Source organism: Desulfuribacillus stibiiarsenatis (assembly GCF_001742305.1).
Classification (GTDB): Bacteria; Bacillota; Bacilli; order Desulfuribacillales; family Desulfuribacillaceae; genus Desulfuribacillus_A; species Desulfuribacillus_A stibiiarsenatis.
Genome location: NZ_MJAT01000001.1, coordinates 185,257 through 210,635, shown reverse-complemented (window position 1 = coordinate 210,635; position 25,379 = coordinate 185,257). Strand labels below are relative to the sequence as shown.

The following is a 25,379-nucleotide window of genomic DNA, read 5'->3' as shown; positions in this document are numbered from 1 at the left end:
CTCAGTTATGAATCTTCAAGTGCTATGACAATTGCCCGAGAACCTATTCTCACGCAATATCCCCTTCAATCTCCTCTAAATCATCTGAACTGCCTAATAGTGCCGCTGCTTCTGATGTTGGAAGTTCCTCAACCTGACGAAGTTTGCGCTCAATCGTGCGCGTTTTCCTGCTTGCCGTCTCGATTTGATTACTTGCTTCTATTAGTTTCTTGTGGGTTTTATCAAGAATTTTACCGAAGTTACCGAATTCCGTCTTTACTGCGCTCAACAACGTCCATACTTCACTGGAACGCTTTTGAATCGCAAGGGTTCTAAAGCCCATTTGCAAGCTATTTAATAGGGCTGCTAATGTGTTCGGGCCTGTGACTATGACTTTGAAATCTCGCTGTAACGTCTCGAATAGTCCATTTCTTCTTAATACTTCCGCATAGAGACCTTCTATTGGCAAGAACATAATTGCGAAATCTGTTGTACTTGGAGGAACAATGTATTTATCACGAATAGTCTTGGCACAGCCCTTTATTGTCGTTTCCAGCTGTTTCATCGCTTCTTCAATCAACAATGGATTGGCCTGTTCATAGGCATCCACGAGCCTTTGGTAATCTTCTAGTGGAAACTTCGAATCAATTGGAAGCCAAATATTATTGGTATCTTCATCAGGTCCTGGTAGCTTAATGGCGAACTCTACGCGTTCACTACTTCCCTTCTTCATCGCAGCATTCTTCTCATATTGCTCTGGCGTTAGAATTTGCTCAAGAATGTTCTCAAGTTGAATTTCTCCAAGAATTCCACGGTTCTTAACATTTGTTAATACTTTCTTAAGGTCTCCTACCCCAGTTGCTAAGGATTGCATTTCCCCTAACCCTTTATGTACCTGTTCTAAACGGTCACTTACCTGCTTAAACGATTCCCCTAGACGTTTCTCAAGGGTCGATTGTAATTTCTCATCTACCGTCGCACGCATCTGTTCAAGCTTTTGGCTGTTGTCTTCCTGTAATGCTTTTAGCTTGCCTTCAATCGTTTCGCGCATTTTTTCTAAAGAGCGTTGCAATTCTTCTCTATTTTGAAAAGCATTTTGATTGATTTGTTCCGTCAATAGCTTTAGCTTCTCTTCAATTGTTTCGCGCATTTTCTCTAGCTTTTGTTCATTGGAATCTATCAATTTACCCAATTGATTCGATAGCTCTTCGCGAATATGACGAAGGTTGGTACTACTTTCATTCCGATTATTGGCGAACTCCTGACGAATTCTATGATCTGCCTGTTCCTGTTGCTTCCCAATGATATCTAATTGTGCTTTTAATTCTGATATCGCTTTAGCCTGTCCTGAGTCCTTGCTAAGCTTTATTATGATTGCAGTATTAAGGGCTACTAATATCACAAGAACTACAATTACTACTGTATCCATTGAAACTCTCCTTTTCTAACTCTATATTCTATCTATATTATACACGATGAAACAGCTTCGCAAGGACAAATTGAAGTGCTTTTTATAATTTCCCCGTACATCAACAACTAAAGTTCGTAGACATAGCAAAAGGTGTTAATCGTTAACTTTCGTCAACAATTAACACCTTTTCCCGATCACATCTTAAGAGGCTCAACCATCGGTGCTTGGTTCATAAATCTGTAAACCACTTTCAAATCCAGATAATCTTACTAAGCTTTTACCGAATTCAGAAAACACCAACTTGAATCTAGAACTAACTGCATCGTATTACAAAACAATTAACCAAAGCTCTTTCGATACTCAACCAATAAATTTAATCAACTAACCTAAATACTAAACACTTACTAAAGTTAACAAACCACTAACTTTACTAACATAAATAGGTAAACTTGTAAATTTTGTTCTAAACGTAGCTATTTTACTTAAAATAACACCGAATAGAATGGTTGAGCCTCTTAAAATGTGATGTTCTTCTTACTACTTAGAATATACCACGCAATTTACTTTTATGCAAGTATTTTTAACCTAGATAAACACAGACAAGCAGTATTATTTTACAACCTGCCTGTTTATCTATTTATGCCACAATATCTACAATCTGCAAAACGTTATTTATAGGTTCTTATAATTCAACGTCTCTATTTCCTTGCTTAATTGCAAGCATAAGTGGTGTAGAAGTCCATCCGTTCGAATCCTGAAAGTCTAGATTTTCATCAGATTCTATCATCGTATTCACTTGCGCTCTAAATCCGCAGCAATGACTGCGTCTATCAACCGTGATGTATACACTGTTGATTCTAGTTCTTCAATTTTATTAATAAAAGCTTCCCTATCGAAATTCTTAACTAAATGGAAACCACCAAAGATTAATGCGTTCACGAGTACCGAACCATTGCACTCAAGCATGACTGAGTCAACCGACTCGTTATATCACATGATTATATACGATTTGTATATAATCATGATGATTTAGATGTAATATAAAGGCAGCAAAGGATATATTATGACTAACATGCTTTTACTTGAATTGGCTCTTTTGCAAATTTTCTATCGTAAATCCATAAGACTATATTCATAAAACCCAGAGCAACCAAACCAGCTAATCCGGTTACACCAACGAGCAAATCAGTACCACCGCTGACCATAATGACTGCTAAAGCAACCGTGCCATTTATAGTACCATGCATAATTGCAGCCGCAATGACAGAGCGTGCCTTTAATCGCACATAACTGATTAGTGGCGATAACAGGACTGTAAAGACAACCATCATAAATACACCTGCAACGGGGTGTTCAGGATAATTATGTCCCTGTAGTATCAATGGTGCGTGCCAAAATCCCCAAATGATGCCAATGACCAAGGATGATTGCCAAAAACCTAAATCTGCAAATTCTCTTTGGAGAAATCCACGCCATCCAGCTTCCTCTCCAAATGCCGCTACCGCATTCACTGTAATCCCGGCAACTAGTCCTTGCAAAATTCCAAACCAGAATACGTGTATTGGTAAAGAAGCGATTTGTTCCTTCAATAGTTCTAATTGATCTGGAGGAATTAAACCTTCATATTTGGCAAACATCTCTTCCATACCAGGGGTAATGACAATTCCAGGTATTAGCATACTGACTCCTAAAGTTAGAAATACCAATATTATAGGCAGGAACCAAGCGACGACAAACCAACGATTCCAGCGAAATGAAATGCCGAGGCTTTTCCTCAATGGCTCTTTATAAACAATTTTTAGTAAAAATATCGAGACAATCATAGGAATTGCCATGTAAACTATTGCTACAGCAGTAGCGAATAACGTCCCCCATTGCCCCCCTCCTAATATAAAGGAGTAAATGAACAAAAAGCTTATTACATATGTGAGTGCGGTAAACACAAGAGCTTTCTTATATTTTTTCAAAACGATTCTCCTTCACAGTAATATTCTGTTTGAAAAGCTTAAGTCGTTGACTTTGATTATTTCTCAATTTTACGAAATTCAAGGTACGAATAGACTGTAATATATGCGATTGATGTGAATAGGAAAATTAACGATCCAATGATTAGCGTTTCATTCCCAGTGAATCCATTGATGATAAAAAGAATCCCTGCAATGATAAAAATCCAGCCACCCCTTCTATGGGTCTTAAACCACACTTGTTCATTGGCTAATGTCCACGGGGTACGGATTCCAAAAAAATAGTTATGTCGAATCTGTCCCATATAATTCCCGATAACAATGAACAGAACCCCGACAGCAGATCCAATGAATAACCCAACATTTATTTCATACCCTAATGAAACTCCCACGGTAACCCAATGAAGCAGTACAAAGAAAACTAATAGAACATTCATGAAAATAACGTAAGCTTTCTGATGCTTTTGATACGAGTCCCTTCGCGGATCAATCTTAGGCAAGAATATCATTAGTGCTGCAAATAGTATCGGAAACGATGCGGTCACAATAGCAAACCATTTATCAGAATATCGATCGATTTCACCTTTTACATTCCAGTGCACTGGTATCTGCTCTGGCAAACTAGGATATATCACAAATGTCCCTACAATTGATAAAGCTATTACGAACCAAATCCCTTTGTTAATTTTCATATTCATTATTCCTTCCCCCTGTCTCGAAAATCAAAAAACCATTTCGTTACTTCTTGAACTGCTGTGGTATTTAAAGAATATTCAATGTTCTGTCCTTGTTTGTCAGCGAGAACTAAATTTGCATTTTTCAAAATACTTAAGTGATGGCTGATGGAAGGCTTGCTCATATCAAAATTATCCGCAATTTCACCTGCTGTCATATTTCTTTCCCTGAGCAATTCAAGGATTCTTCGTCTCGTTGGGTCCGACAGTGCTTTAAACGTTTCATTCATACCTTTCACCTCATAGTATCAACATTCTTCAACAATCTTTATTGCGATTTCTTTAGCGTATAGTGCCCCTTGTTTTTAAACATTTAAATAATTAGACAATTATCTAATTACAGTATATGACAAAAGCTATTGCGTCGCAATAGCTTTTACCCTTGTTTCATATTAAGAATTTATTAACACAATCGATATTTACAACCAAGTTGCGAATTGGTCATCCCTATTTTCCGTAAGTATTAATCAGGAAATCAGAGATCGTTTTCACCTCTTCTGGTTTCCAAGGATAGCTACTGCGACCCACCATACGATTAATGATTTCAGGCCATTCCGTTTTTGAACGTTGCTGATAAATAGTGTTTATTCCATGACAAGTTATGCAACCTGCTTGTAACAAGCCTTCAGCATTCAATTGTGCTGCCTTAGCATCGATACTAATCTTCCGTGTTGATGCATCCCAGCCCACCACCATACCAAATGATTCTGCAATAAACCGCGCAGGTACGAGCGTTCGACCATTTACAACGATTGGTTCAACTTCCAGTTGAGTTTGCTTATTATTGACTGTTGCTACGAGGTTACCAACTTTTAATATAATCTTATCGGCTCCTTTAGTAGCTGTAATTGTTTTCGTTTGTTCATTCCAATTGAGAGAAGCCCCTAATGATTCAAAGATTGCTCGTAACGGGACTAGCGTTCGACCACTTACGATGACTGGCTCTTGATCAAAAGTAATTTTATTCCCGTTTACATGCACGGTTACGTTCGCTGGTGCTGGTTCTGCTGCGAACACAATATTTACTGCCAAGATTGAAATAATAATAAATAATATTGACAAACTTTTCTTCATACACAACACCTTCCAACTAGTTATTTACCACTAGTGTAGCAGGTGTCAGCTGCATCCGTCTAAAAATTATGTGTATATTTATTGCATAGAAAATAATTTCAAAAATTCAAAGCCAAACTCTTCATAAGAAACGGAAAAGTGGATTGGCGTCATACCCACTTCATTCTGATAAGTGGTGTAAGCACTCGTTGCAAACGATACGTGTGTATCATTGATGGTAAACGAAATATCCTCAAGGTCAACAGTATCTATATTGATAGACATGCCGTAGTTATTAATGGATTGTAGCATATGCTTTTGCATAACACCTCGATAATCGTACCCTTCTACAAATAAATCCTCAAGCTCGATGCGTTGGCCATTATGGGTGAACACATAGTTTTTCTCTTGCCACAATGGTTTATCATCTATTGCATAATATAAATGATAAGAAATATTCACATATGGCCCCATTCTAAAGGCATATAGATTCAATTCAGCATACATTGGCGATTCAGTATGACTCTCAATTGTTACCTCATTTTCTTTCTGTACCTTTAACTTATGAATAAACTCTACCAATTCATTTGATATATTCGGAGGATATCCAGTTGTTACGTACCACTGTACTCCATTTTTCTCATAGGATAGATTTTCGCGCTTCACTTCATGCTGAAAATCATTGAGAAATCGCTTTCTTTGTACGCTCGAGCTATCTTGTGTATAAATCGAATCGGTTCCATATTCGCGGTCGATAAAACGTTCCGTGATTGCTACATACTCGTAATACGGGATTGTCACAGTTACATGGGACAATCCAACATGAAATTCTGGATTATCATAGTCAATTACAAGATTCACACCATGATTCGTTAAATAGAACTTCTGATCTGGCTTTATTCCTCTGAAAGGTGCAATTAATTCAAAATTGGCATAATAATCAAAATCAAAATCTGGCGTAAGGGATCTGCGTTTTAAGTACGCAAGGATTGCCTCGTTTGCAATTTCTAATTCATTCACATCATCGGCAAAAACCTGTTGGAGTCCGAAGGTATCCCCCGTCACAAGATTGAAGTTCAATGTCTCGACCATAGAAAAATTTGCAAAATGCACCTCAGGGTTTTTATAAGCTCCCGATAGGCTCGCTACAACAGATAATACTTGATTCGAATTAAAATCGCTAGATATTGATAAATAGCTATAATCAACTTCCGTATCTGGCGTAGCAATCGCTGCCGCCCCTCGGTAAGGAACTACTTTTTCCCCACTAGCATATACCAGCATTTGCCGGTACAAATCTTCAATCTGCTTATTAATTTTATTTTCTATGGCTTGATTCTTGAGTCCACGAATTTGAATATAACTTCTTTGGTGATTCTCCTCGGTTGTCTCATTAATTGTCTCAATCTCGATCAAGTTATCCACCACATAAGAGGTAGCTACAGGAGAAACGATATTGTTTGGTTGAGATGCTGGGTTTACTGAAGACTGAGAAACTGGCTGTGCGTTCGGCGGTGTGGACTTTGGCGATATGCAGGCTGTTAAAAGCATTCCTGTTGAAATTAGAACAACAACAAGCTTACTGAATCTTAACATACCCTGCCTCCTCTACCACATTTTGACCAGCCTCAGAAAGAATCCATGCAAGCATTTTTCTTACGGAACTGTCCTGTGCTTCATCGCTTCGAATCACAGCGTAATAGGCTGTTGTCACAGGATATGCACCGGTCCTGATTGACTCTGAATCTGGATAGACTCCGTCTATTTCTAGTAATTTGACACTCTCATTTCCCCACATATCCATGACAAAATAATAATAGGAATAGCCTAATGCATTCGCTTTATTATCATAGGCTGCTACGGTATCAATAAGCTCTCCCATGCCAGCTATCACTTGTTCTTTTGGCGGCTCCATAGGTGTGATATCCTTCATTACAAGATCAAGAAATCCTGTTTGACTACCAGAATTCACAGGGCGTTGGTACGCAATAATGGGAGAATCGCTCCCCCCAACTTGTGACCAGTTGGTTATCTTTCCTGCGTAAATGCCTTGCACCTGTTCTAGCGTTAAACCTTTTACTGGATTATCTCGGTGCGTTAAAAAGACAAAGGCTTCGCTGACAATTGGAATCACTTCTAACTCAATTCCCTTCTCTTTCGCTAAAGCTAATTCGTCTTCCGAAGGACTTGTAACAAAAATAATATCTGCTTTCTTTTCGATTAAATTGACATATGCTTCATGGGTCTTATTGTGTAATATGTATGGGCGAACTTGCTCCAATGTACTGCCAGTCAATTTCGCTGCAACAGCTTCCGATAAAGGTATTGTAACTGTAGATCCGTCTACTTTCGGATAGTTTTCTAGTGTGAACTTTGGCGTAGCAATTGTCTCTTTGGTATCTTTCGCAAAACAACCTGTAATAAGCACAGCTAGTGTTACTATTAAAATCATCCCTAAAATAATAGTTTTTCTTCTCATATTTCTAACCTTCTTTCTGATGCTGATTATTAAATTTGCACATATCATGACCTTCAATTTCTAATAAACGGGCTTTCACATCAATCCCACCAGCATAGCCTGTCAGGGCTCCCTTTCTACCAACAACTCGATGACAAGGAATGATGATAGAAATAGGGTTGCTGCCGACTGCTCCACCAACCGCCTGGGACGACATTTTTGCTTTCCCCGTTTGTAGCGCTATTCTCTTAGCGATATCACCATAGGTTATAACCTGTCCATGTGGAATCTCGCAAAGGATTTTCCATATAGATTCCCGAAACTCAGTTCCCTCTGTTTTCACTGGAGGTATGAAACCAGGATCTTTCCCGGCGAAATACGCGTCCAACCAACGTCTTGTCTGCTCGAAAATCGCTAGTTCTTTTGCGGTAACTTCTTGGATTGTATCGTCGTTTTCTATAAATGGCTCGTTTTTAGTCCATAGACCAGTAATACCGTGTCCATCACTAGCGACCGTAAGTGTACCAATCGGTGAATCATACTTATATATGTATAGCTTTTCCATCGTTCCACCTCTTATAACGTTTGTAATTATTACGGGCCCTCAAACCTACGGGATATCGTCTATACCTATCTTATAGAAATAGGCAATCATAGTAAACCCTATATAAAGAAACCTAGCTTCCAAAGCCCTTAATAGTCCTTATAATTCCAAAACAAAAGCCCTTTCAGATTTGTAAGGGCTTGGGGAATCACTTTTAAGAATTTAACTTTTCAAATATTTTTCTCTAATATATTGATTCCATTCTTTTTCGAATTCTTGCGTAGAGATTTTTAAAGTGGCAGATACATTACCGCCACTTTTAATTAGATTATTTAATGCATCAATTCCCCATGTTACTTGGATAAATTCAACGACCACATACCCTAGATCATACTCTTTTGTATTATTAGTATCACTCAATTCACTTAGAGTAGAAAACTGATTTTCCCTAATATAGTTAAAATCTTTTGGGTTTCTAAATTGATTCGCCTCATAAACAGAGACCCCTTCAGAAAGCCATTCGGCCGATCTACCAATACTGTTATGCAAAGAATTTGATACTGAATGGGTATATTCGTGAACTATAATCTGGACATGTTTTAAGAATGAACTAACTTTGGATAGTTAGGAGATATTTTTTTCAAAATAGTAATTCCGATTATAAAAAGATACTATTTACAACTTTGTAAGCGACTACTAAAAGCCCTTGCATCTCTGCAAGAACTCTCATAGTCAACGTGTAATGCACCAACGGCCGATGGTTTTGTTGTGCGAGTTATTGCATATTTACCATATCTCGGAACATAATACATATTACTACCATTGCTTTACTTACATAGAAATATTCCTTACATAACAAGACCTAAATGCAACATAGATTGAGGGGCTTCCTTATGAATAATTTTAAATCAACCAACAATGAACGTAGGTTTAAAGCCCATGTCAGTGTTGTTGGCACAACACAGCTGCATTTACGAAATCCATATATCATAGCCTGGTGGTCAGCTGCTTTTCCTGGGTTTGGACATCTTCTCTTGTCAAAATATTTAAGGGGCTATGCACTATTTCTTTGGGAAATCCTTGTAAATAATATGGCAAACATCAATTTGGGCATTATGTATACTTTTACAGGCAGACCGGAAATGGCGAAGGAAGTTTTGGATCCAAAATGGATGCTTCTCTATCTCCCTGTTTATGTATTTGGAATATGGGACAGCTATCGCACCTCCGTTGATATGAACAAAGTATTCCTATTGGCAGAACGGGAAAATGCTGATTTTAATTCCTATACCATTGGTCCTTAACTATTTGGATAAAAGAAGACCAGCAATGGCTGTTTTGTGGTCACTGTTCACTCCAGGATTGGGACAACTATACATACATCGAGTTCTTACAGCTGTATTCACGATGGTTTTTATGATTGTCTTTATATATTTTTCCAATTTCCTAGTTGCTGTTCATCTGATCTTCCTTGGAAATATTCAAGAAGCGACACAGGCACTAAATCCCCAGTGGTTTCTATTCATACCATCTCACATCGGGTTTGCCATTTATGACTCTTATGTGAATACTGTGGAAAATAACAAACTCTTTGAAAGTGAACAGAAAAAATTCTTCAAAAAACTTTACCAACAGTATCGTGTGAAATTTCCAGACTTGTCAAATGAGGTGTAGTAATGCAGGTCTTTTCTATCTTTGAGCATTCAAGTTATATAGAGCTAGCAATTTCTGCATTGGAAGAAGCGGGAGTAAAAAGAGAAAATATTCTTTGTGTTTCTTTGGATAATCGAGTAGAAGAAAGACGTTTATTTGATACGCTCCACAGAGCTGACGGGATTAGCTTGTTTGACAAGGGTGCAGCGATTGGAACCGCATTTTCCGTGATTGGAGCAAGTGTAGGTTTTGTGCTGGAATGGGGTCCTATCTTTTGGGGAATGATTGGAGCTGTTACTGGATTTATTATAGGATTCGCTATTGATTATGTCATATATAAAGTGATTCACAGAAGAACAAGGGTAATAAAGGGAAAAAAAGCAGAAGTAATATTAGTTGTTAAGTGTTCGGAAGCACTTATAGAGAAAACGGAGGCACTCCTCTGGGAACATCTGGCCCTGGGGGTCGCCAAATTGGATTGAGCATTAAAAACGTGCTATGCCTGTTTGCCAGGGTAGCACGTTTTGTTTTGGATTCTATAGAGCTTAACTACCTCAATGTTTATTGTGAAGTAAATAAATATTTCGGAATGTATCCGTTAGCCACCTAATGACAATACCCATAGCAATATATATCGGAAACGAGTAGATATATTCCCAATAATATATTTCATATAAACCAATTGCAACAAGGATAGGTTCTGCAACAAAGGAAAAAAGAAGAGACATACTCACGATTGCAATTATATAATGCTTCCAAGTAGGAAAGTATTGATAAATCAACATATAAGTTACGGGGATAACGGTAAAATCGACTGGCAGAACTCTTGGAAGATTAGGAAATAACCGATCGGGATAGCCCCAAAGTACTGCTTCTGAACCGACAATATCCAAAAATGAAGAAGTTATATTTGCTAATAGTCCTATGATAACTATTTCCAAAAGTCTTTTCTTATCTACCACCTTCCACCAAATATACAGAGGAACAACGGTGAAGGCTAAGCTTAACCACCAGGTCCATTTCCTTATATCATCGAAGTACCAGTGATTTAATGAAACAACCCATAACTGCCACTTCATCTCCTTTACCAATTCGTAATCAGGAGCCATAGGCTGAGATAAAATTTCTTTCATCAATTCGATATATTCGCTCATGATTAACCCCTTAGCTTGATGACATTAATTTGCATAAAATGTAAATTGCATCAGTAATCCCTTTATAACATTCCCCCGATATAGTACTAATATTACGTTTTCTTGAAAACTTACGATAAAGAAAACTTGGCATTCGCCAAGCTTTAACGAAGAGAATACCTTAGTTGCACTTATACATCAGATAAAATTTATAAATTCTGATGTACCAAAAAATCCCTTGCATCTCTGCACGGGATTTCAAAACACAATAATAATCAACCGTTTATTGTTCTATAATCTCGATAAATACCATGCGTACTCGAGAGGTCTTTTGTAAATTATATCTTTATTCTTCAAATCCTCTATATCGTCATAAATATTTTTCTGTGGTCTTCCATTAACCTCAATAATCTTTAGTTTATTGTTCTCACCCAACATAAAGTCTACACTCAACTCACCTAATAAACCAATTTGATAATCTAATATACTGGCAACTTTAACACTTACTTCTTTCAATTCTTGAAGAATTCTTTCGCCTTCCTCTTTATTGAACAAAATTTCAGGCAAATATATCTCGGCATTATAAATCGCTTTATATATTGATGTATTAAAATAATTGTCATAAGCCACTCTGTTCGAAATAGTAGTAGCTTCCCATTCACCATTCATATTTTTTTGTACTAATACTCGCAAATCATAATCACTATGCTCTATCTGTTTTGGGCTGATGCCTTCTTGCAATATATATCGACTCTTTTGTTTTACAACTTCACTTAACTTTTCTTGTATTCCTTCATTTTCTCTAATAATATATCTTGGTGGCAAGCTGTGCGAGGAAATTAAGATTTCTCCATTTTCTACTAGCTCTATCCGATTTACATTGATACCTTGTGAACCATAAACTGGTTTGAGATACATCAGTTTATACTGTTCTAGGACATTAGCAACGTTTACTTCATGATAGAGAAAAGTATTTGGTAGATACTCTTCCATCTGCGAATTTTTTAACATATTGTATATAATCCATTTATTAAAACAAGTGATCATATTGAAACATTTTTTACCAATAGCCTTTTCAATCGAATTATTAATAGTGTTTGTTTTATTATAACAGCGGTTGTATACCGCATCAGGAAATGGAAATGATCTCTTTTTCCATCCTCCCCTTGTCCAACTTACTCCATTAATACGTCGACTCTTCCAATTAATATCCTTTGGAGTGAATGCGAAAACTCTCATATCTAGATTATAAGGCTGCTGGTATCGTTTTAAAGCATAGATTCTGCCCCTATTTGTAGAAACCATAATGCCTATCAAGGGAAGATACCCCATTTTTCTCTCCTCCATGTTGTAACATTCTCTCAATTAGCATATACCGTTTTAGCTCAAATAGTGCATGTCCACCATTAGGATGTTTTATGTAACAACCTATATGAAAAGTATTTTGTTTTTCGTGTGATCAGAACACACATTTTGAATGAATCTCAAACATTTTTATGCTTCCAAACATATATTAGAAATGCGAAATATAAAACAAACAGAAAGGATATGATGATATGGGTATACTACCAGGACCTCCTGGGCCTCCAGGACCTCAAGGACCTCAAGGACCTCAAGGACCTCCAGGACCAGAAGGGCCTCCAGGGCCAGGTTCCATAATCCCATTTGCTTCAGGGCCTATTACCACCTTAACAACTGTATTAGGTGGCTTAGCTGGAACTCAATCTCTAGTTGGATTTGGAGCAAATACAGTTGCATTACTCGTTGGTGGAATCATCGACACTACTGGATTGGAAAGCTTTTCCTTTTCAATGCCGAGAGATGGTGAAATCACGTCTATCGCTGCCTATTTTAGCGTAGGAGCTGAGTTATCGCTAATAGGAAGTGAAGTCAGCATCACAGCACAGCTTTACAGCTCCACTACACCGGATAACAATTTTAGTCCAATACCAGGTACAATTGTAAATCTAACCCCATCTTTAACTGGGATTGTCAATATCGGTACTAATGTTAGTGGTATCACCACTGGTCTCTCCATTCCTGTAACGGCTGAAACCCGTATAATGATGGTATTCTCGGTCGCAGTGACAGGCGGTATCGATATTGCTACCATTGTTAGTGGTTTTGCAAGTGCTGGAGTATCTATCATTTAGCCAATTCCAGTTACCTGCTGAGATATTATAGCTATCTAAGGGATAATCATACTAAGAATTATTCTAGCTTGATCCCATCGTTGTTCTAAAATAGTTGAAGAATAGGTAGTTAAATAAACAGAATGTATATGCTTCTATATTATGAAGCTCATATACATTCTGTTCTTATTTTAACGGATATAAAAATTTTCAATATGAATGATTGAAGAACTCCATAATCATATGTTAAGGAATAATTATGCTGCGGCCTTATTAATATTCATACCCTTACCCGAAATCTTCACTACAACCACGAAATAAAACGCTTAATTATTATTTGTTTATTATTACGCATTGCCCATTCTCTAATAGAATTCATGGCTTGACGTTCTATCTCAATAGGAAAACTTATGTGTAAATCAATAGGTATAATACTAGCCCCAGTTAATTTAAAGCCTACTCTATCTAAAGCTATATAAATAACCTCTATTTGGGAGCTATCATACTTTTCCCCTTTATTTGTCACAATATAATTCAAACCTAAAGTCAAACTTAATTTTGTAAAATATTTCCTTCTAATTAGAAAGCCTATATAGAAAATAATCAATAGAAGAAATACTATATTTATGTAACTGTCTTTTCCAGAATTAATAAATATTATAATTCCTGATATAGAAGTAGTAATAATTTGCACTACCAGTCTTGGGTGAATTACACGGAATTTCACCTCTTCTTCCATAGCGGTCACCTCCCACTATAAAGTTTATTTTCTTCTGTTTTCTCACTTTATCTTAGTTTTTCAACTTCAGCACAGCAATAAATAATCACTTACTTATCATCTCCATTTTTTGTTAATTAATTATAGCATATTATCCAAAAAATGGGTTAATATTGAGTGCTATTAGCGGATGAAGATAAATGATGATTGGAGAAAAATCCCTTGCATCTCTGAAAGGGATTTCACATTCAATATGTACTCCACCAACCATCATGGTCGAGGGTTTTAATGGTGGAGGCGATCCGCTAAAATTTAACCCACGACCGTAATAAAACTGCGTCTTTTAATGGGGAATGGTATTTTAGAGCAAGCAACGCTGATACTAGGCTAAAGTAAATGTGATTACCCAGAATCTACACAAATACTTGATAACAGCAATGTGTAAAGTCATACGACTACCGCGAAGCAGCTATTACTATGAAGCTAACGTGCATCAGCCTGACGATACACTAGTAGCTAATAGATAACTTTCATGCAAGTCACAAGAACTACGGAGCTCGCAAAATCATAAAAGATTGTTATAAATTAAGATAATGAATAGTTTTGGGAAATATTCTTTCGCCTATAAATGCTTGATATAATTCCAACTAGCGCTGCATTAATGATGAGCTGTGAACCACCATAACTTATAAAAGGTAATCCCACTGTTGTTAAAGGTGCTAGTCCTAAATTCATAAATATATTCCATAAAAACTGTATTACTAGAATGGGAAGAAAACCACTTATTAATAGTTTGCCATAATTACTTTTTACTTGTCTTGCTATACCCCCAATGCGAACCAAAAATATAACAACAAAAGTAATAAGCAAAATACTTGCTATCCACCCAAAGGTATAAGTGATAAAGGCAAAAACAAAGTCAGTATGAAGCTCAGGTATTATTTGGGGGTTAAACGTAAGTCCTTGACCCAAAAGCCCTGAATGAGAGATTATTTCACTTAGCTGAATGTTTAACCATCCGCTTCCTGATGGATCGCTTTCAGGATTTAAAAATGTAAAGAGTCTATTAAGTCTGTGTGGCTCAGTCATAATAAACAGAATTAGCATAGCCATAATTGAACCTGGTATTAATAGGATCTGCTTCAGTTTTGCACCTGAAACAATCATTAAAACAATACCAGCTACTACATAAATAGCACCTGTTGAAATTGAAGGTGCTATTAAAATCAAAATTAGCGGCATTGCGAACAATGCTAAACCTTGCAACAACTTAAAATGGTTTCTCCAGTCCCATTTATTAAAGATACCTGACAGGGCTGCGATAAATAAAAAAGGGCTTACTGCTACAAAATTAACACTAAATGGCCCTATTATTAACCAACTTTTACTACCATTTAATTGAATACCCCAGAAAACTGTAAAAATGAGAATTATAAAGGTACCTAGATAAATATGTTTAGAAAACCTTTCTAGTTTTCTGTAATCAATATAGTACAAACCGATAATAGCAATTAAACTCATTAGTGAATAGAGTAAACTTTTTTCAAATAATTTGATATCATATGTAAGCAAACTCTGTTTCTGTATCAAGTACATTGCTAATAATCCCATACTCACAAAAAGAAAGGATAGTACTAAAATGGTCCAGTCAGGCTTAGGTTTGTGAACTAAATCTAGCTGTTTTCCTACAATATCAGCATCCCCCATTTGAACAAGGGCCTGCTTGACAGCTTGCTTTTCAGAAAAGCCTTGTTTTGAATATTCTTCTATAATTTCTTGTATATGAGCTTCTAGTTCTAATTTTACATCTTGATGGACATCATGAAATCTAACTTGTGTGCATACTTTGCTAATATAATTCTGAATTTCTTTATTATGACCTAAGTCCATGCAAAAACCTCCCCCCTGTTAAAACTTTATCAACTGCTGAACGGAATATAACCCATTCTTGTTGTTTTTCCTTTAATTCTGATTTACCTTTAGTAGTAATACAATAATATTTTCTTTTTCTGCCTTCATTTCCAGACCAATAGGATTCTATCATATCTTTTGACTCTAACGAGTGGAGAATAGGATAAAGGGTTCCTTCTTTGAAACTAAAGATACCGCTTGATTCCTTTTCAATTTCTTTAATCATCTGGTAACCATACATGGATTCACGGTCAAGCATACTTAAAACTAATACTACAGTACTACCTTTAAGCATCTCCTTATTTACCGACATGTATCTCACCTCCCCTCATTATACATAGTTATTCTATGCATCGATTATCTATGTATAATAATAGATTCTTTTCGAATTGTCAAATCTTTAAAAATCTTTATATAAAAAGTTAATCCCCCCTGTTCTAATGTCTTATACACAAAAAAAACTTGCCACCCCTAAATCCATTAGCAGCAAAAAAGCCTTGCATCAGCAAGGCTTTCATTCATTTCTAAATATTCTCTCTTCCAAGCTACCCTTGGTCGAGGGTTTTAATGGTGGAGGCGATCCGCTATAATTTTAACCCTCGACCGTTTCTTGCAAAATCAGTGTGTCGGAAAAACCGACTACCTAATTTTTTCTTAATAACTATAATAAGACAATCCCCTTCCTTAATAAAATATTTGTAGGAGGTGTTCATAATGCAAGTAAGATCGCCAATTATTAGACTAGCTTCGCACAGTAAGCTTAAACCTATATATATATCTACATTTTATTATGATCGAATCACTACAGATACAGCTTTAAAGCGTCTAAAGACTTTGAAAAACTTTGACTACAGTCGCCCTATATTGATAGTCGAAAAAAATAAAAATTCTACATACACACTTATTGAAGGATTTAATGAATACTCTGCCTTAATGGAACTTGAACCTAATAATGAAATTCTTTGCCGTGTATTACCTGAGTCTAACGAGAAAGCTCAATTGTTACGTATTCTAAATAAAGTGATAACACTTGAACAAACATCTTGGATATTTAAGCATTATCACGTAAAAAAGCTAATAAATGATCATAACATGAAACCTTTTGATATTAGTGAAGCTATTAAGCAACCATTATCATCTATAACAAGATATTTGTATAGTGAGCGTATACCAGATCACATTAACCATTTATCCAAAATTAATGATGCAACCAATATGGTCAATCAAATAGCTCGTTCAAAGTTTTTAGCTGATCCAATTCGATTGTTTTTATTTGATAAAGCAGTTTTGCCTAAAAATAATTGTAAGCGTTTAAAGCAAAGGCAACTAGAGCATGTTATTATATTCTTCAAAAATTTCTCACTTAGTGATTATGAACTTAGCAATCTAAATTTTATTGAGAATCTCTTAAGAGATATAACTGATGGAGATAAATATCTATTGAAATCATGGGAAAATGCATTAGATAATATGAGAACTAATACAAAAGCAGATCGACTTTATTGGAATGACCTAGCAGCTACTTTAAATAGAACTCATCTCTTGCAATGAGATAAGACTATGACATTCAATTCTTAAATGAATCCTTCCAGTAAATGGGAGTATCGCAAAACTACTTAGTAATTGTAGTTTTGCGATACTCCCTTATTATTTATTATAGTATCAACCAAGCTATTTGATCTATATTACTTTTATTGAGCTCTGGTGACTGTAACCCTGTTTTCAATTACTTCAACTTCTTTGTTAATGATTAATATTTCAAATGCTTCATCAAAAGCAGCCACTATATTAGCTCCCATACGATTAAACAGATATTCTCTTGCTGTCACTTGAAAAAGACTCTGCTTTGTGATTCCAAAACTTTGGGAGATAATTATTAGCATAGCATTTCTTAGCTCTTCTGGACTTATATAGATTATTGGTCTTATTTTTCCACTGTCTTTTGGTATGCGTGGAATTATAGACTCATAATTAACAGGATACAAGAAATCTCCTTTCCTAACTATATTGCCCATCATTTTACTCAATCCATATTCAACTTCTCGGCGAATTTTAACTGTAGCTTTCTGATTTCCATACACTGGAGCGACCCGCTTGCAAAGCAACTCAAAGTGTATAGGATACTCAGTCTTTACGACAAGTTCTATGATATTGCGTAAATCTGTTATTGAATAGTCTACTCTTGGTATTGACCAAATATCAGCCTCCTGATATGTCGAAAACCCGAACCCATTATTATCTATTGCATCATTGCTTTGTTCATCTACGTCGTTAACAAACAGATAATTTTCAGTACTGATCTCTGGTGTAGATTGTTCATCCAAGGAAGCATTGATATACGAAATATCTTCTGTATATTCTGAAATTGCTTTATTTACAGCTTCAACTAGCTTAACACCTTCAGTTACAGGATCTTTAATCCAATCAGTTGACCATATGCGATAAATTCTCCAACCAATATCTTCAAGAACACTTTGTCTTAAACGATCCCGTTCTCTTGCAGTACGAGAAGAATGATATGTAGCTCCATCACATTCTACCCCAAGAGCAAACCTACCATCTAGCGTCGGATGTTTTACTGCTAAATCAATACGATAACCAGAGCAACCAACCTGCGGCTGCACGCTAAATCCTTTAGAAACTAAAAAATCATAGACCGACTCTTCAAAAGGCGATTCAACATTAACGAACTTATCATATGTGAGTTCATTTGCCAAAACGCTAGTACCGTTGATTGCAAACTCAATATATGTTCGTAGCATTCTTACACCTTCCGCATTAGTGTTTTCAAGCCTAATGTCTGTTGGATGGATCGAACCTACTAATTTAATGTTATATTTTGCTCTTGTTATTGCTACATTGAGTCTACGATAACCTCCATCCTTACTTAAAGGTCCAAAATTCATATACATGACTCCATTAGCATCTTTAGCATATCCAATGCTGAAAATAATCGTATCTCTTTCGTCTCCTTGGACATTTTCTATATTTTTTATGAAGAATGGTTCATCTCTATCTTCATTGAAAAACTCTTCAAACAGTGGTTTCTCGATACGCAACTTTCTTATAGCAGAATCCACTGCTTGTTGTTGGGCTTCACTAAATGTAATGACACCTATCGACCTTTTAGGATACTCAGATAGCTGTTCAAAAACAAGAGAAGCCACTTTTTTAGCCTCGTAAATATTGTTTCTTTTCCCAGCTCTATCGTATACCCCATTCTCTACATAGATATATTCAACACCATAGTCTGGTACTTTATCCACATGCGATGGAAATGTAACCAATGAATTTCGGTATATTTTAGCATTCGAAAAGGCAATTAAATCTTCATGGCGACTTCTATAGTGCCATTTCAGGGATCGTTCTGGCAGTACAGTAACAGCCTCATCCAATACCGATTCATAAACAATAGAATCATCGAGCTCTTCATCATCAGTATCGAAATCCCCATCAGATATAGAGGCATTGAAGAAATTAGTAGGTGGTAACTGTTTGCTATCTCCAGCAATCACCACTTGTTTTGCTCTCATTATTGCACCCACAGCGTTTTCAGTACAGACTTGTGAGGCTTCATCAAAAATTACTAAGTCAAAATTATAACTTTCAGATTGTAGAAATAGACTTACTGATAAAGGCGACATCATTAGGCAAGGTTTTAAACAAGGGAGTAATGTAGGTATTCTTGCAAACAATTTTCTTATAGGCATTATTTTTTTCTGTTTTCCAAGTTCTCGTCTTAGAATGCCGACTTCATCCACAGCGGATGTTATTCTATTCACATCTGGCAAATTTGAAATCAGCCTTTCTCTAATACGTAACTTTGTGATATCCATTTGAACCTTATCAAGTTTCGCAAAACTTTTTATGGTTTCAGTATGGTTTCGACTGCGAAAACCATGCACTGCTGGGAATTGAGGTAAGATTGCATCTAGCCACAGCCGATAAAATCGTTTATTAAATGCATCAATAATCAATGACTTGTCAATACGCTGTTCAAGCACTAAGCTAATAAAACTAGACAGTCCTTCTGTTTCACAGTCTTTTCTTGCATTTGTAAAATCTATCCATTCTTCTAAACCTGCAACATTTCCTAGACAGCCCTCAATTTTATCTTGTAAGGCAAAGATATTTAGTTCTTTTATACTGTATTCATCTGCGAAAAGGTTATCAAACCATTCAATATTATCTGACATCCGTTCACTCGATTCTCTTAATAGCCCAACACAAGTACTTGCTATTTCTGCTATTTTACCCGACACTGTCATATTCTGAAATTCAGCTGATAGATTAAACTGCCGAATATAATCTTTGAATTTGCTAGCCCACAATAGAGAAGATAGTATGTGTTCCCAGTCAGTATCAATGCCTTTATATAAAAATTGATATTGGTCTTTTAACCTTTCCTCCTGTGTCTTAATTAACCTTTCAATCTCTTGTAACCGCATAAGACTAACTAGGCTATTTTTATGGAAATCGTAGTCTTTATGACCTTTAGAAACTGATTCAATTTTATTTAATTCAACCATCAAAACAGTAAGAAGAGATCCAATTCTTTCACTCTCTTGCAGAGTATCACTTAAATCATTAGTTTCAATATTCTTGTCTATCAAAATTGAGCGATAATCAATTATATTACATGAATTCATAGTTGCTGCTATTTCAGAAACTCTCTTAGAGTGCATCTTGTAATTTTCTCCACTCAAAAGAAATTGTTTAATATTAGAAGGTATTATTTGATCAAAATAATCTGTGATTTTTTCAAAAGCAGTAAATGCATTTTCTATATCTTCATAGCTAGTAAATTCATTATTAAAGAGTCCTCCCAGCATTTCTTTCAAAATACCATTCTGCTCTTCAAACCACTTAGATTTTTCATGTATAGTTTTTAATTTATTTAACAAATCGAGTATTTCATTATCTAGTATTTTTTTTACAGGAATGGTTCGAAACCCCCTGATTTCCAAACAATCCTGTTTGTATGACTTCTTAAATATTTTAAAAAAAGAAGTATATTCAGTTTTGAACCTCTTAAGCATATCCGAGTATGCAACACCTATAACTTCCTTTTCGTAAACTGAAAAAATATCTGCTTTAATTGAATCTATGACCTTTTGGTTTTCTTTCGCTTGCTTTAGTAGGTCATATCGGACTTTACTTTTATCTGCTTCAAACCAACTTTCTGAAGGCAATATCTTTTGTGTGAAAGAAAATGTAAATTCATACAGTTTCTTTACTTCGACCAAGGACTTTGGTTCTTTTATTTGTAATTCATTTGATATATGATTCGCAAAAGATAAGAGTGCTCTAATATCTGCATTTAAGTCGTTACATAACGATAATAGACGTCCCATTGAGACAAAGACATCTCGCTCTTCTTTATAACAATCATTGTCGAGTTTAGAAAAAAGGGATTTAAGGCATTCATCTACACCCACACTTATCTGTTGACTATCTAACTCGAAAATGTCATTTGTATAGTCACTTAATAATTTAGTAGCAATATTTGAATGTTCCTTCTTTAATTTATCAAAATCCTTTGCTTGCGATAGTAATTCCTTAATATTACTGCATTCAAGCCACAATTGTGGTATTACAGCTGATGTACCACAAAATTCAAACAGTTCTTCATAATCTTTCATAGTATTGATAGTCAAATAATTATCTAGGGAACACTTTTGAAAAGCGTGATTTATATCTGCGGAAATACTCGACACCTGAGATAGTAATTTATTAAGCCGTACGTCTATATTCTGCCGTAGCTCATGCGACACTTGTTCTACAATGCATCCCTTCCAAGGATTAGTAGCATAGTCTTCACTTAATTTCCCAATAGTATTGACTAATGTAGACAATAAATAATTATATTTACGTAACTCTTCTTGAGTAGTTTGCACCACATTTTCTAAAGAAAAAATCACATCTGGTGCGTAGTACAATTTTGCTAAAATACCATTAGCTTCATATATTGTTCTATTTAGTGGTAAACAAGTAGTATGTAATTGTTTACAATAAGCATTTAATTTTTCTCTTTCGTTCTTTAATACCTCTAATTGATACAGAGCATCTTCTTTAACTGATACACGATCTAGTCTTAGTGTATCTCCTAAACTTTTCAGTATTTCACGTTTATTCGCTTTATGGCTATGTAAAATCAAACAGAAGTCAGCAAGTCCAGAGTGCGTGAGTCGTCTATGAACCACTTCAAGTGCTGCCATCTTCTCTGAGACAAATAATACCTTCTTACCGCCAGCTAAAGCTTCAGAAATAATATTAGTAATTGTTTGGCTTTTACCAGTTCCTGGTGGCCCTTGTAAAACAAAACTAATACCTCTCTTAGAGAGCGCTACAGCATCCTGTTGACTCGAATCGGCATCTACAACCTGATAAATATTTACTGGTCTATCCTTTGTATCATGATCATAATCATTAAGTTCTTCTGGCACCTCCGTCACTTCACTACAATCCCCACATAAGGCTTTTACTATTCCATTGTTTTTAAGCTTTTGGAGATTATTGTTTAAATCATAGTACATATTAATCTTCAGAAAAGATAGCAAAGAAAGACTGGTTCTTGTCTCAACTTTCCATCCGCTTCTTTTCACTAGTTCTGCTACTCGGTTTAAAAAATTTGTTATTTCTTCGTTTTGAAAGTCAAAGTCAGGGAGAATTATTCGAAAATCATTTTCCAATTTGTGAGCTAGCGTTGGATTAACAACAATTTCATCTTCGTGAATTGTTAGTTTATAAGGCTCTGTTATTGATGCTATTGTAATAGAAACAGGCACTAAAACTAAAGGGGATACTATATTAAGTGAAGAATCGGTACTTTCAGACCAATTTAAAAATCCAAAGGAGAGGTAAAGAATATTAACACCCTGTTCTTCCATAGCTGTTTTAGCCTTATCACGAAGAGCTTTAAGTGTCCGTTGTTGCTCTTTTATTGTATGATCTGTTTCGAGGTCACCACCAATGATTTCTGTTCTTGCTTCATAAGAATCTTCTTCATCCAATTGCTTATCCATTGGATAAGGGAATGTCAAAGTATCTTCATCCCCAACAAGGCGCTGAAAGAGATCTTCCAACTCAGGTGATGTAATATTTAAACTAGAACGCTTAGACTCTCGAAAGTTAATTAATCGGTTTCTCTTACCTAAATCCAATAGTTTCTTTTTCCAAATGTCTAATTTGAAATCAATATTTGCCATAGCTTGCACCTCTCAGAATTAACGGAACCTCTTAACCATTAACGTCAGTAATTTTAACACATTATACCAGAGATATACACAAAATTCCATGTATCAATAGTATTTATCGCTATCTCAGATACCAATACCCTATTAACCCTTTGCAGAATCCTTTCGTTCGATTTTAATATCATTGCTTCAAAGGTTAAATATAGCATGTAAAAAAGCCCCACTTTTCTAGTGAGACTCCCAAATTCAATATTCACTTCACAAACTCTGTTAATCGTGGATTTAGATGTGTTCCATAATCTATATAGCTATTGTTTCTTATCTTCTCCGTTATCATCACGGTATTCATGTGCAACAGGTGTGTAGTCTTTCGTCTGATATTTCGCCCCGTGAATTGATTCCTCCTGTTCTAAATCATCCTTATACTCAATTGGCTCCGTACAGATTGCATCCAGCAGTATATTCTCAAGGTGTTCAAATTCTGAATATTCACCAAAGCTAGCCATTACAAAAGCGTTGCGGACATATCCCGCACTAACAGCTAAAAGGTCTTTATCAAAGTGAAAACCGTAATGTTCAATAAAAAAAGTCATCAGTATTACGATAGTTCGTGTGTTACCCTCACGGAAAGGATGTGCCTGCCATAGTGTGGGGATTTTTCTCGCAATTTGAGCAGCAAAGTTCTCTCGACTCAATTTATCCTATCGGATTTTATCTATAACTTTCCATGCAAATCCAATTCTCTCTTGATGTCACTAACATCAGCATACCGTACGCTAATGTTTTTGGATGTTTATAGTACGAAATTCTCCTGCCCAGTCATACACATCTTCGAATAAGATTTTATGTATCGTGTAGAAAAATCATCAAAGCCCTTTTCGTACAGTAACATCATATTCGCTCGAGAGAGTTCGGCTTCATCAAGTTCTAATTTCTTTTCATCATGGATATTCAATAAATTGTGCAGAACAGAGCTTCCCTCATATAGATAGGGATCATTCATGAGGTTTACCTACAGCTGAATGCGCGTGCTCTGCAACTAGTGCAGCTTTCATTTCTGCACCCGAAATCTCTCCTCGCGCCCATTTAGCTGAAAGCATTTTCGCTTGAGATGTTACTGTAGCACCTTCTATTTTATTCACTGCATTGGCAAGCTTAACTGCTGTTACTCGACGAGATTGCTGTTCTGGAGACATATCATCAACTCCTTTGCTAATCCTATCCTTTACTAAATATTATACCACAAATTAGTGTCAAATGTTCTAAAACTAAAAATCCCTTGCATCTCTGCAAGGGATTTCACATTCAATATTCACTCCACCAACCATCGTGGTCGAGGGTTTTAATGGTGGAGGCGACGGGAATCGAACCCGTGTCCGAAGATATCGCCACATCAGCGTCTACGAGTGTAGTCGTCATTTCGTTATTCGCCTAAAAGGTATCCCAACGACAGGATTCTTCTAGACTATCCGATGAAGTTTCGCCACAGAACCATCGGCATGCCCTATGACTAGCCTGCATTTATGAGCCCCATTCACGCCACACAGGCGATGGAGTGGTGAGGCAGCTACTTTATATTAAGCAGCTAAAGCGAATTCTTGTTTGCCAATTATTGTTGGCTTCCATGTTGTTAAAGAGGGCACGGTCCCCTACTCGCAGCTCATGCTCGAACTATCCCCGTCGAATCCAAAACGCCCCCTGGCATTTTGGGGCCATCGCCACATAAAGTGGGTTAGACAGCACTCAAAACGAGTCAGTTCTTTCACAACTGTAATAGTAATTATACCATCTCTGCGAGTGTTGTACAAGTGGCACTCGTTGGCATTAGCAGTGACCTATTTGTATAGTATGCTAAAGAGTATCTTTTGGTATTTCTCTCTTCAGTTGCAAAAGCTGATATAACCCTTTAAAAACAGCCTTGGTAAGTGCTAAACTTAAAATCAACATGATAACCATGATTATATCATTGGCAAGTACTGTCCAATCTGCTCGAGGAAGTTCTTCCAACGTTTCAAAATCTATATTGCCAAGTGTTATCGCAGATAGAACTATAGCAACGAAAATTAATAAATAAATGTACAAGATAGAAGAGTTGACTTTTCTTCCATATTCAGCAATTTGATGTCCTTTTTCTTGAAAATAATTACCAATGGTACGAAAAACTTTCCAAGCTCCATAGATATTGTAAATTGGTATTATATTGTGAATTACCGAACCCCCTGGTGAAATAGGGTAATTATGGTTTCCCTCGCGTAAATCTTTATGGACTTTATATAACCAAATTAGCGATACAATGAATGATACTATGGCTAACCAAGTAAAAATCGTTCCAACCAAAAGTGCAATTTCAAACATTTGGTCAAACGTATCTAGGTTAACAACCTCCAACGCAGTAAATAGGGTCATAATAATTTGAAAAACAATCAATGTTTGCAAAAGAATAACTAATACTTTACTCATAGAATTCGAATGCGACCTCATCTTCACATCTCC

Annotated in this window: 26 protein-coding genes and 1 other RNA gene; 6 read left to right on the top strand and 21 right to left on the bottom strand. The window is 36.1% G+C overall.

Annotated elements, in window-relative coordinates:
- Window positions 1-49: 49 nt before the first annotated feature.
- The 10 genes from BHU72_RS00895 to BHU72_RS15980 all read right to left on the bottom strand — a co-directional run bounded on the left by BHU72_RS00895 (window position 50) and on the right by BHU72_RS15980 (window position 8,692).
- Window positions 50-1,408, bottom strand: a complete 1,359-nt coding sequence (locus BHU72_RS00895; RefSeq protein WP_069700731.1) for a DNA recombination protein RmuC — start codon at window positions 1,406-1,408, stop codon at window positions 50-52.
- Between the two features lie 774 nt (window positions 1,409-2,182).
- Window positions 2,183-2,356 (bottom strand): hypothetical protein, encoded by a 174-nt coding sequence (locus tag BHU72_RS15685; protein ID WP_176720359.1) that lies wholly within the window; start codon window positions 2,354-2,356, stop codon window positions 2,183-2,185.
- A gap of 101 nt (window positions 2,357-2,457) precedes the next feature.
- The gene (locus tag BHU72_RS00890; RefSeq protein WP_083248165.1) at window positions 2,458-3,357 is read right to left on the bottom strand and encodes a CPBP family intramembrane glutamic endopeptidase; all 900 of its coding nucleotides are present in this window, start codon (window positions 3,355-3,357) and stop codon (window positions 2,458-2,460) included.
- A 56-nt stretch (window positions 3,358-3,413) separates the two neighbouring features.
- Window positions 3,414-4,052 (bottom strand): SdpI family protein, encoded by a 639-nt coding sequence (locus BHU72_RS00885; RefSeq protein WP_083248164.1) that lies wholly within the window; start codon window positions 4,050-4,052, stop codon window positions 3,414-3,416.
- Window positions 4,052-4,318, bottom strand: coding sequence for an autorepressor SdpR family transcription factor (locus tag BHU72_RS00880; protein ID WP_069700730.1), 267 nt, complete (start codon window positions 4,316-4,318; stop codon window positions 4,052-4,054). The genes BHU72_RS00885 and BHU72_RS00880 overlap by 1 nt, the downstream gene beginning before the upstream one ends.
- Before the next feature lie 217 nt (window positions 4,319-4,535).
- Complete coding sequence (locus BHU72_RS00875) at window positions 4,536-5,162, bottom strand: copper amine oxidase N-terminal domain-containing protein (RefSeq protein WP_069700729.1); 627 nt, start codon at window positions 5,160-5,162, stop codon at window positions 4,536-4,538.
- Window positions 5,163-5,240: 78 nt separating this feature from the next.
- Window positions 5,241-6,737: a hypothetical protein gene (locus BHU72_RS00870; protein ID WP_069700728.1), complete on the bottom strand. Its 1,497-nt coding sequence runs from the start codon at window positions 6,735-6,737 to the stop codon at window positions 5,241-5,243.
- Complete coding sequence (locus BHU72_RS00865; RefSeq protein ID WP_069700727.1) at window positions 6,721-7,620, bottom strand: PstS family phosphate ABC transporter substrate-binding protein; 900 nt, start codon at window positions 7,618-7,620, stop codon at window positions 6,721-6,723. The genes BHU72_RS00870 and BHU72_RS00865 overlap by 17 nt, the downstream gene beginning before the upstream one ends.
- A 4-nt stretch (window positions 7,621-7,624) precedes the next feature.
- Window positions 7,625-8,164, bottom strand: coding sequence for a methylated-DNA--[protein]-cysteine S-methyltransferase (locus tag BHU72_RS00860; protein ID WP_069700726.1), 540 nt, complete (start codon window positions 8,162-8,164; stop codon window positions 7,625-7,627).
- Between the two features lie 201 nt (window positions 8,165-8,365).
- Window positions 8,366-8,692 carry a hypothetical protein gene (locus tag BHU72_RS15980; RefSeq protein ID WP_069700725.1) on the bottom strand — a complete coding sequence of 109 codons (327 nt, stop codon included), beginning with the start codon at window positions 8,690-8,692 and terminating at the stop codon, window positions 8,366-8,368.
- A gap of 344 nt (window positions 8,693-9,036) precedes the next feature.
- Between BHU72_RS15980 and BHU72_RS16300 the strand changes: the two genes are divergently transcribed.
- From BHU72_RS16300 to BHU72_RS00840, 3 genes are read left to right on the top strand one after another with little or no spacing between them, the layout of a single operon-like run.
- Window positions 9,037-9,447: a hypothetical protein gene (locus BHU72_RS16300; RefSeq protein ID WP_069700724.1), complete on the top strand. Its 411-nt coding sequence runs from the start codon at window positions 9,037-9,039 to the stop codon at window positions 9,445-9,447.
- A 4-nt stretch (window positions 9,448-9,451) separates the two neighbouring features.
- The gene (locus tag BHU72_RS16295; RefSeq protein WP_301553457.1) at window positions 9,452-9,817 is read left to right on the top strand and encodes a hypothetical protein; all 366 of its coding nucleotides are present in this window, start codon (window positions 9,452-9,454) and stop codon (window positions 9,815-9,817) included.
- Between the two features lie 2 nt (window positions 9,818-9,819).
- Complete coding sequence (locus BHU72_RS00840; RefSeq protein ID WP_069700722.1) at window positions 9,820-10,278, top strand: hypothetical protein; 459 nt, start codon at window positions 9,820-9,822, stop codon at window positions 10,276-10,278.
- A 72-nt stretch (window positions 10,279-10,350) separates the two neighbouring features.
- Here the strand turns inward: BHU72_RS00840 and BHU72_RS00835 are convergent, their stop codons facing one another.
- Both BHU72_RS00835 and BHU72_RS00830 read right to left on the bottom strand, forming a co-directional pair.
- Complete coding sequence (locus BHU72_RS00835) at window positions 10,351-10,950, bottom strand: CBO0543 family protein (protein WP_083248162.1); 600 nt, start codon at window positions 10,948-10,950, stop codon at window positions 10,351-10,353.
- A gap of 270 nt (window positions 10,951-11,220) precedes the next feature.
- The gene (locus tag BHU72_RS00830; RefSeq protein WP_245671823.1) at window positions 11,221-12,276 is read right to left on the bottom strand and encodes a YheC/YheD family endospore coat-associated protein; all 1,056 of its coding nucleotides are present in this window, start codon (window positions 12,274-12,276) and stop codon (window positions 11,221-11,223) included.
- Window positions 12,277-12,485: 209 nt separating this feature from the next.
- Between BHU72_RS00830 and BHU72_RS00825 the strand changes: the two genes are divergently transcribed.
- Window positions 12,486-13,082, top strand: coding sequence for an exosporium glycoprotein BclB-related protein (locus BHU72_RS00825; protein ID WP_069700720.1), 597 nt, complete (start codon window positions 12,486-12,488; stop codon window positions 13,080-13,082).
- Between the two features lie 283 nt (window positions 13,083-13,365).
- Here BHU72_RS00825 and BHU72_RS00820 read toward each other — a convergent pair whose 3' ends face one another.
- Window positions 13,366-13,800: a hypothetical protein gene (locus tag BHU72_RS00820; RefSeq protein WP_069700719.1), complete on the bottom strand. Its 435-nt coding sequence runs from the start codon at window positions 13,798-13,800 to the stop codon at window positions 13,366-13,368.
- A gap of 179 nt (window positions 13,801-13,979) precedes the next feature.
- On the opposite strand from BHU72_RS00820, the gene BHU72_RS16290 reads away from it, so the two are divergent.
- Complete coding sequence (locus BHU72_RS16290) at window positions 13,980-14,108, top strand: hypothetical protein (protein ID WP_301553456.1); 129 nt, start codon at window positions 13,980-13,982, stop codon at window positions 14,106-14,108.
- A gap of 256 nt (window positions 14,109-14,364) precedes the next feature.
- Here BHU72_RS16290 and BHU72_RS00815 read toward each other — a convergent pair whose 3' ends face one another.
- Window positions 14,365-15,669, bottom strand: a complete 1,305-nt coding sequence (locus BHU72_RS00815; protein ID WP_069700718.1) for an FtsW/RodA/SpoVE family cell cycle protein — start codon at window positions 15,667-15,669, stop codon at window positions 14,365-14,367.
- Window positions 15,653-16,003 (bottom strand): PadR family transcriptional regulator, encoded by a 351-nt coding sequence (locus tag BHU72_RS00810; RefSeq protein ID WP_069700717.1) that lies wholly within the window; start codon window positions 16,001-16,003, stop codon window positions 15,653-15,655. Before BHU72_RS00810 ends, BHU72_RS00815 begins: the two co-directional genes overlap by 17 nt.
- A 401-nt stretch (window positions 16,004-16,404) precedes the next feature.
- Here BHU72_RS00810 and BHU72_RS00805 point away from each other — a divergent pair, with 401 nt between their 5' ends.
- Window positions 16,405-17,241: a hypothetical protein gene (locus BHU72_RS00805; protein ID WP_069700716.1), complete on the top strand. Its 837-nt coding sequence runs from the start codon at window positions 16,405-16,407 to the stop codon at window positions 17,239-17,241.
- Window positions 17,242-17,381: 140 nt separating this feature from the next.
- Here the strand turns inward: BHU72_RS00805 and BHU72_RS00800 are convergent, their stop codons facing one another.
- The 6 genes from BHU72_RS00800 to BHU72_RS00775 form a co-directional block, all read right to left on the bottom strand.
- Window positions 17,382-22,898 (bottom strand): DUF4011 domain-containing protein, encoded by a 5,517-nt coding sequence (locus BHU72_RS00800; protein ID WP_069700715.1) that lies wholly within the window; start codon window positions 22,896-22,898, stop codon window positions 17,382-17,384.
- A gap of 296 nt (window positions 22,899-23,194) precedes the next feature.
- On the bottom strand, window positions 23,195-23,581 hold the full coding sequence (locus BHU72_RS15975; RefSeq protein ID WP_218076065.1) for a Fic family protein: 387 nt from the start codon (window positions 23,579-23,581) through the stop codon (window positions 23,195-23,197).
- A gap of 98 nt (window positions 23,582-23,679) precedes the next feature.
- On the bottom strand, window positions 23,680-23,889 hold the full coding sequence (locus BHU72_RS15970; protein WP_069700713.1) for a hypothetical protein: 210 nt from the start codon (window positions 23,887-23,889) through the stop codon (window positions 23,680-23,682).
- Entirely contained in the window at window positions 23,882-24,082 is a 201-nt protein-coding gene (locus BHU72_RS00785) for an antitoxin VbhA family protein (RefSeq protein WP_069700712.1), read from the bottom strand. The genes BHU72_RS15970 and BHU72_RS00785 overlap by 8 nt, the downstream gene beginning before the upstream one ends.
- 150 nt (window positions 24,083-24,232) lie before the next feature.
- Window positions 24,233-24,585, bottom strand: a transfer-messenger RNA (tmRNA) gene (gene ssrA / locus BHU72_RS00780).
- Between the two features lie 152 nt (window positions 24,586-24,737).
- Window positions 24,738-25,346, bottom strand: a complete 609-nt coding sequence (locus tag BHU72_RS00775; protein WP_176720357.1) for a DUF4328 domain-containing protein — start codon at window positions 25,344-25,346, stop codon at window positions 24,738-24,740.
- Between the last annotated feature and the right edge of the window lie 33 nt (window positions 25,347-25,379).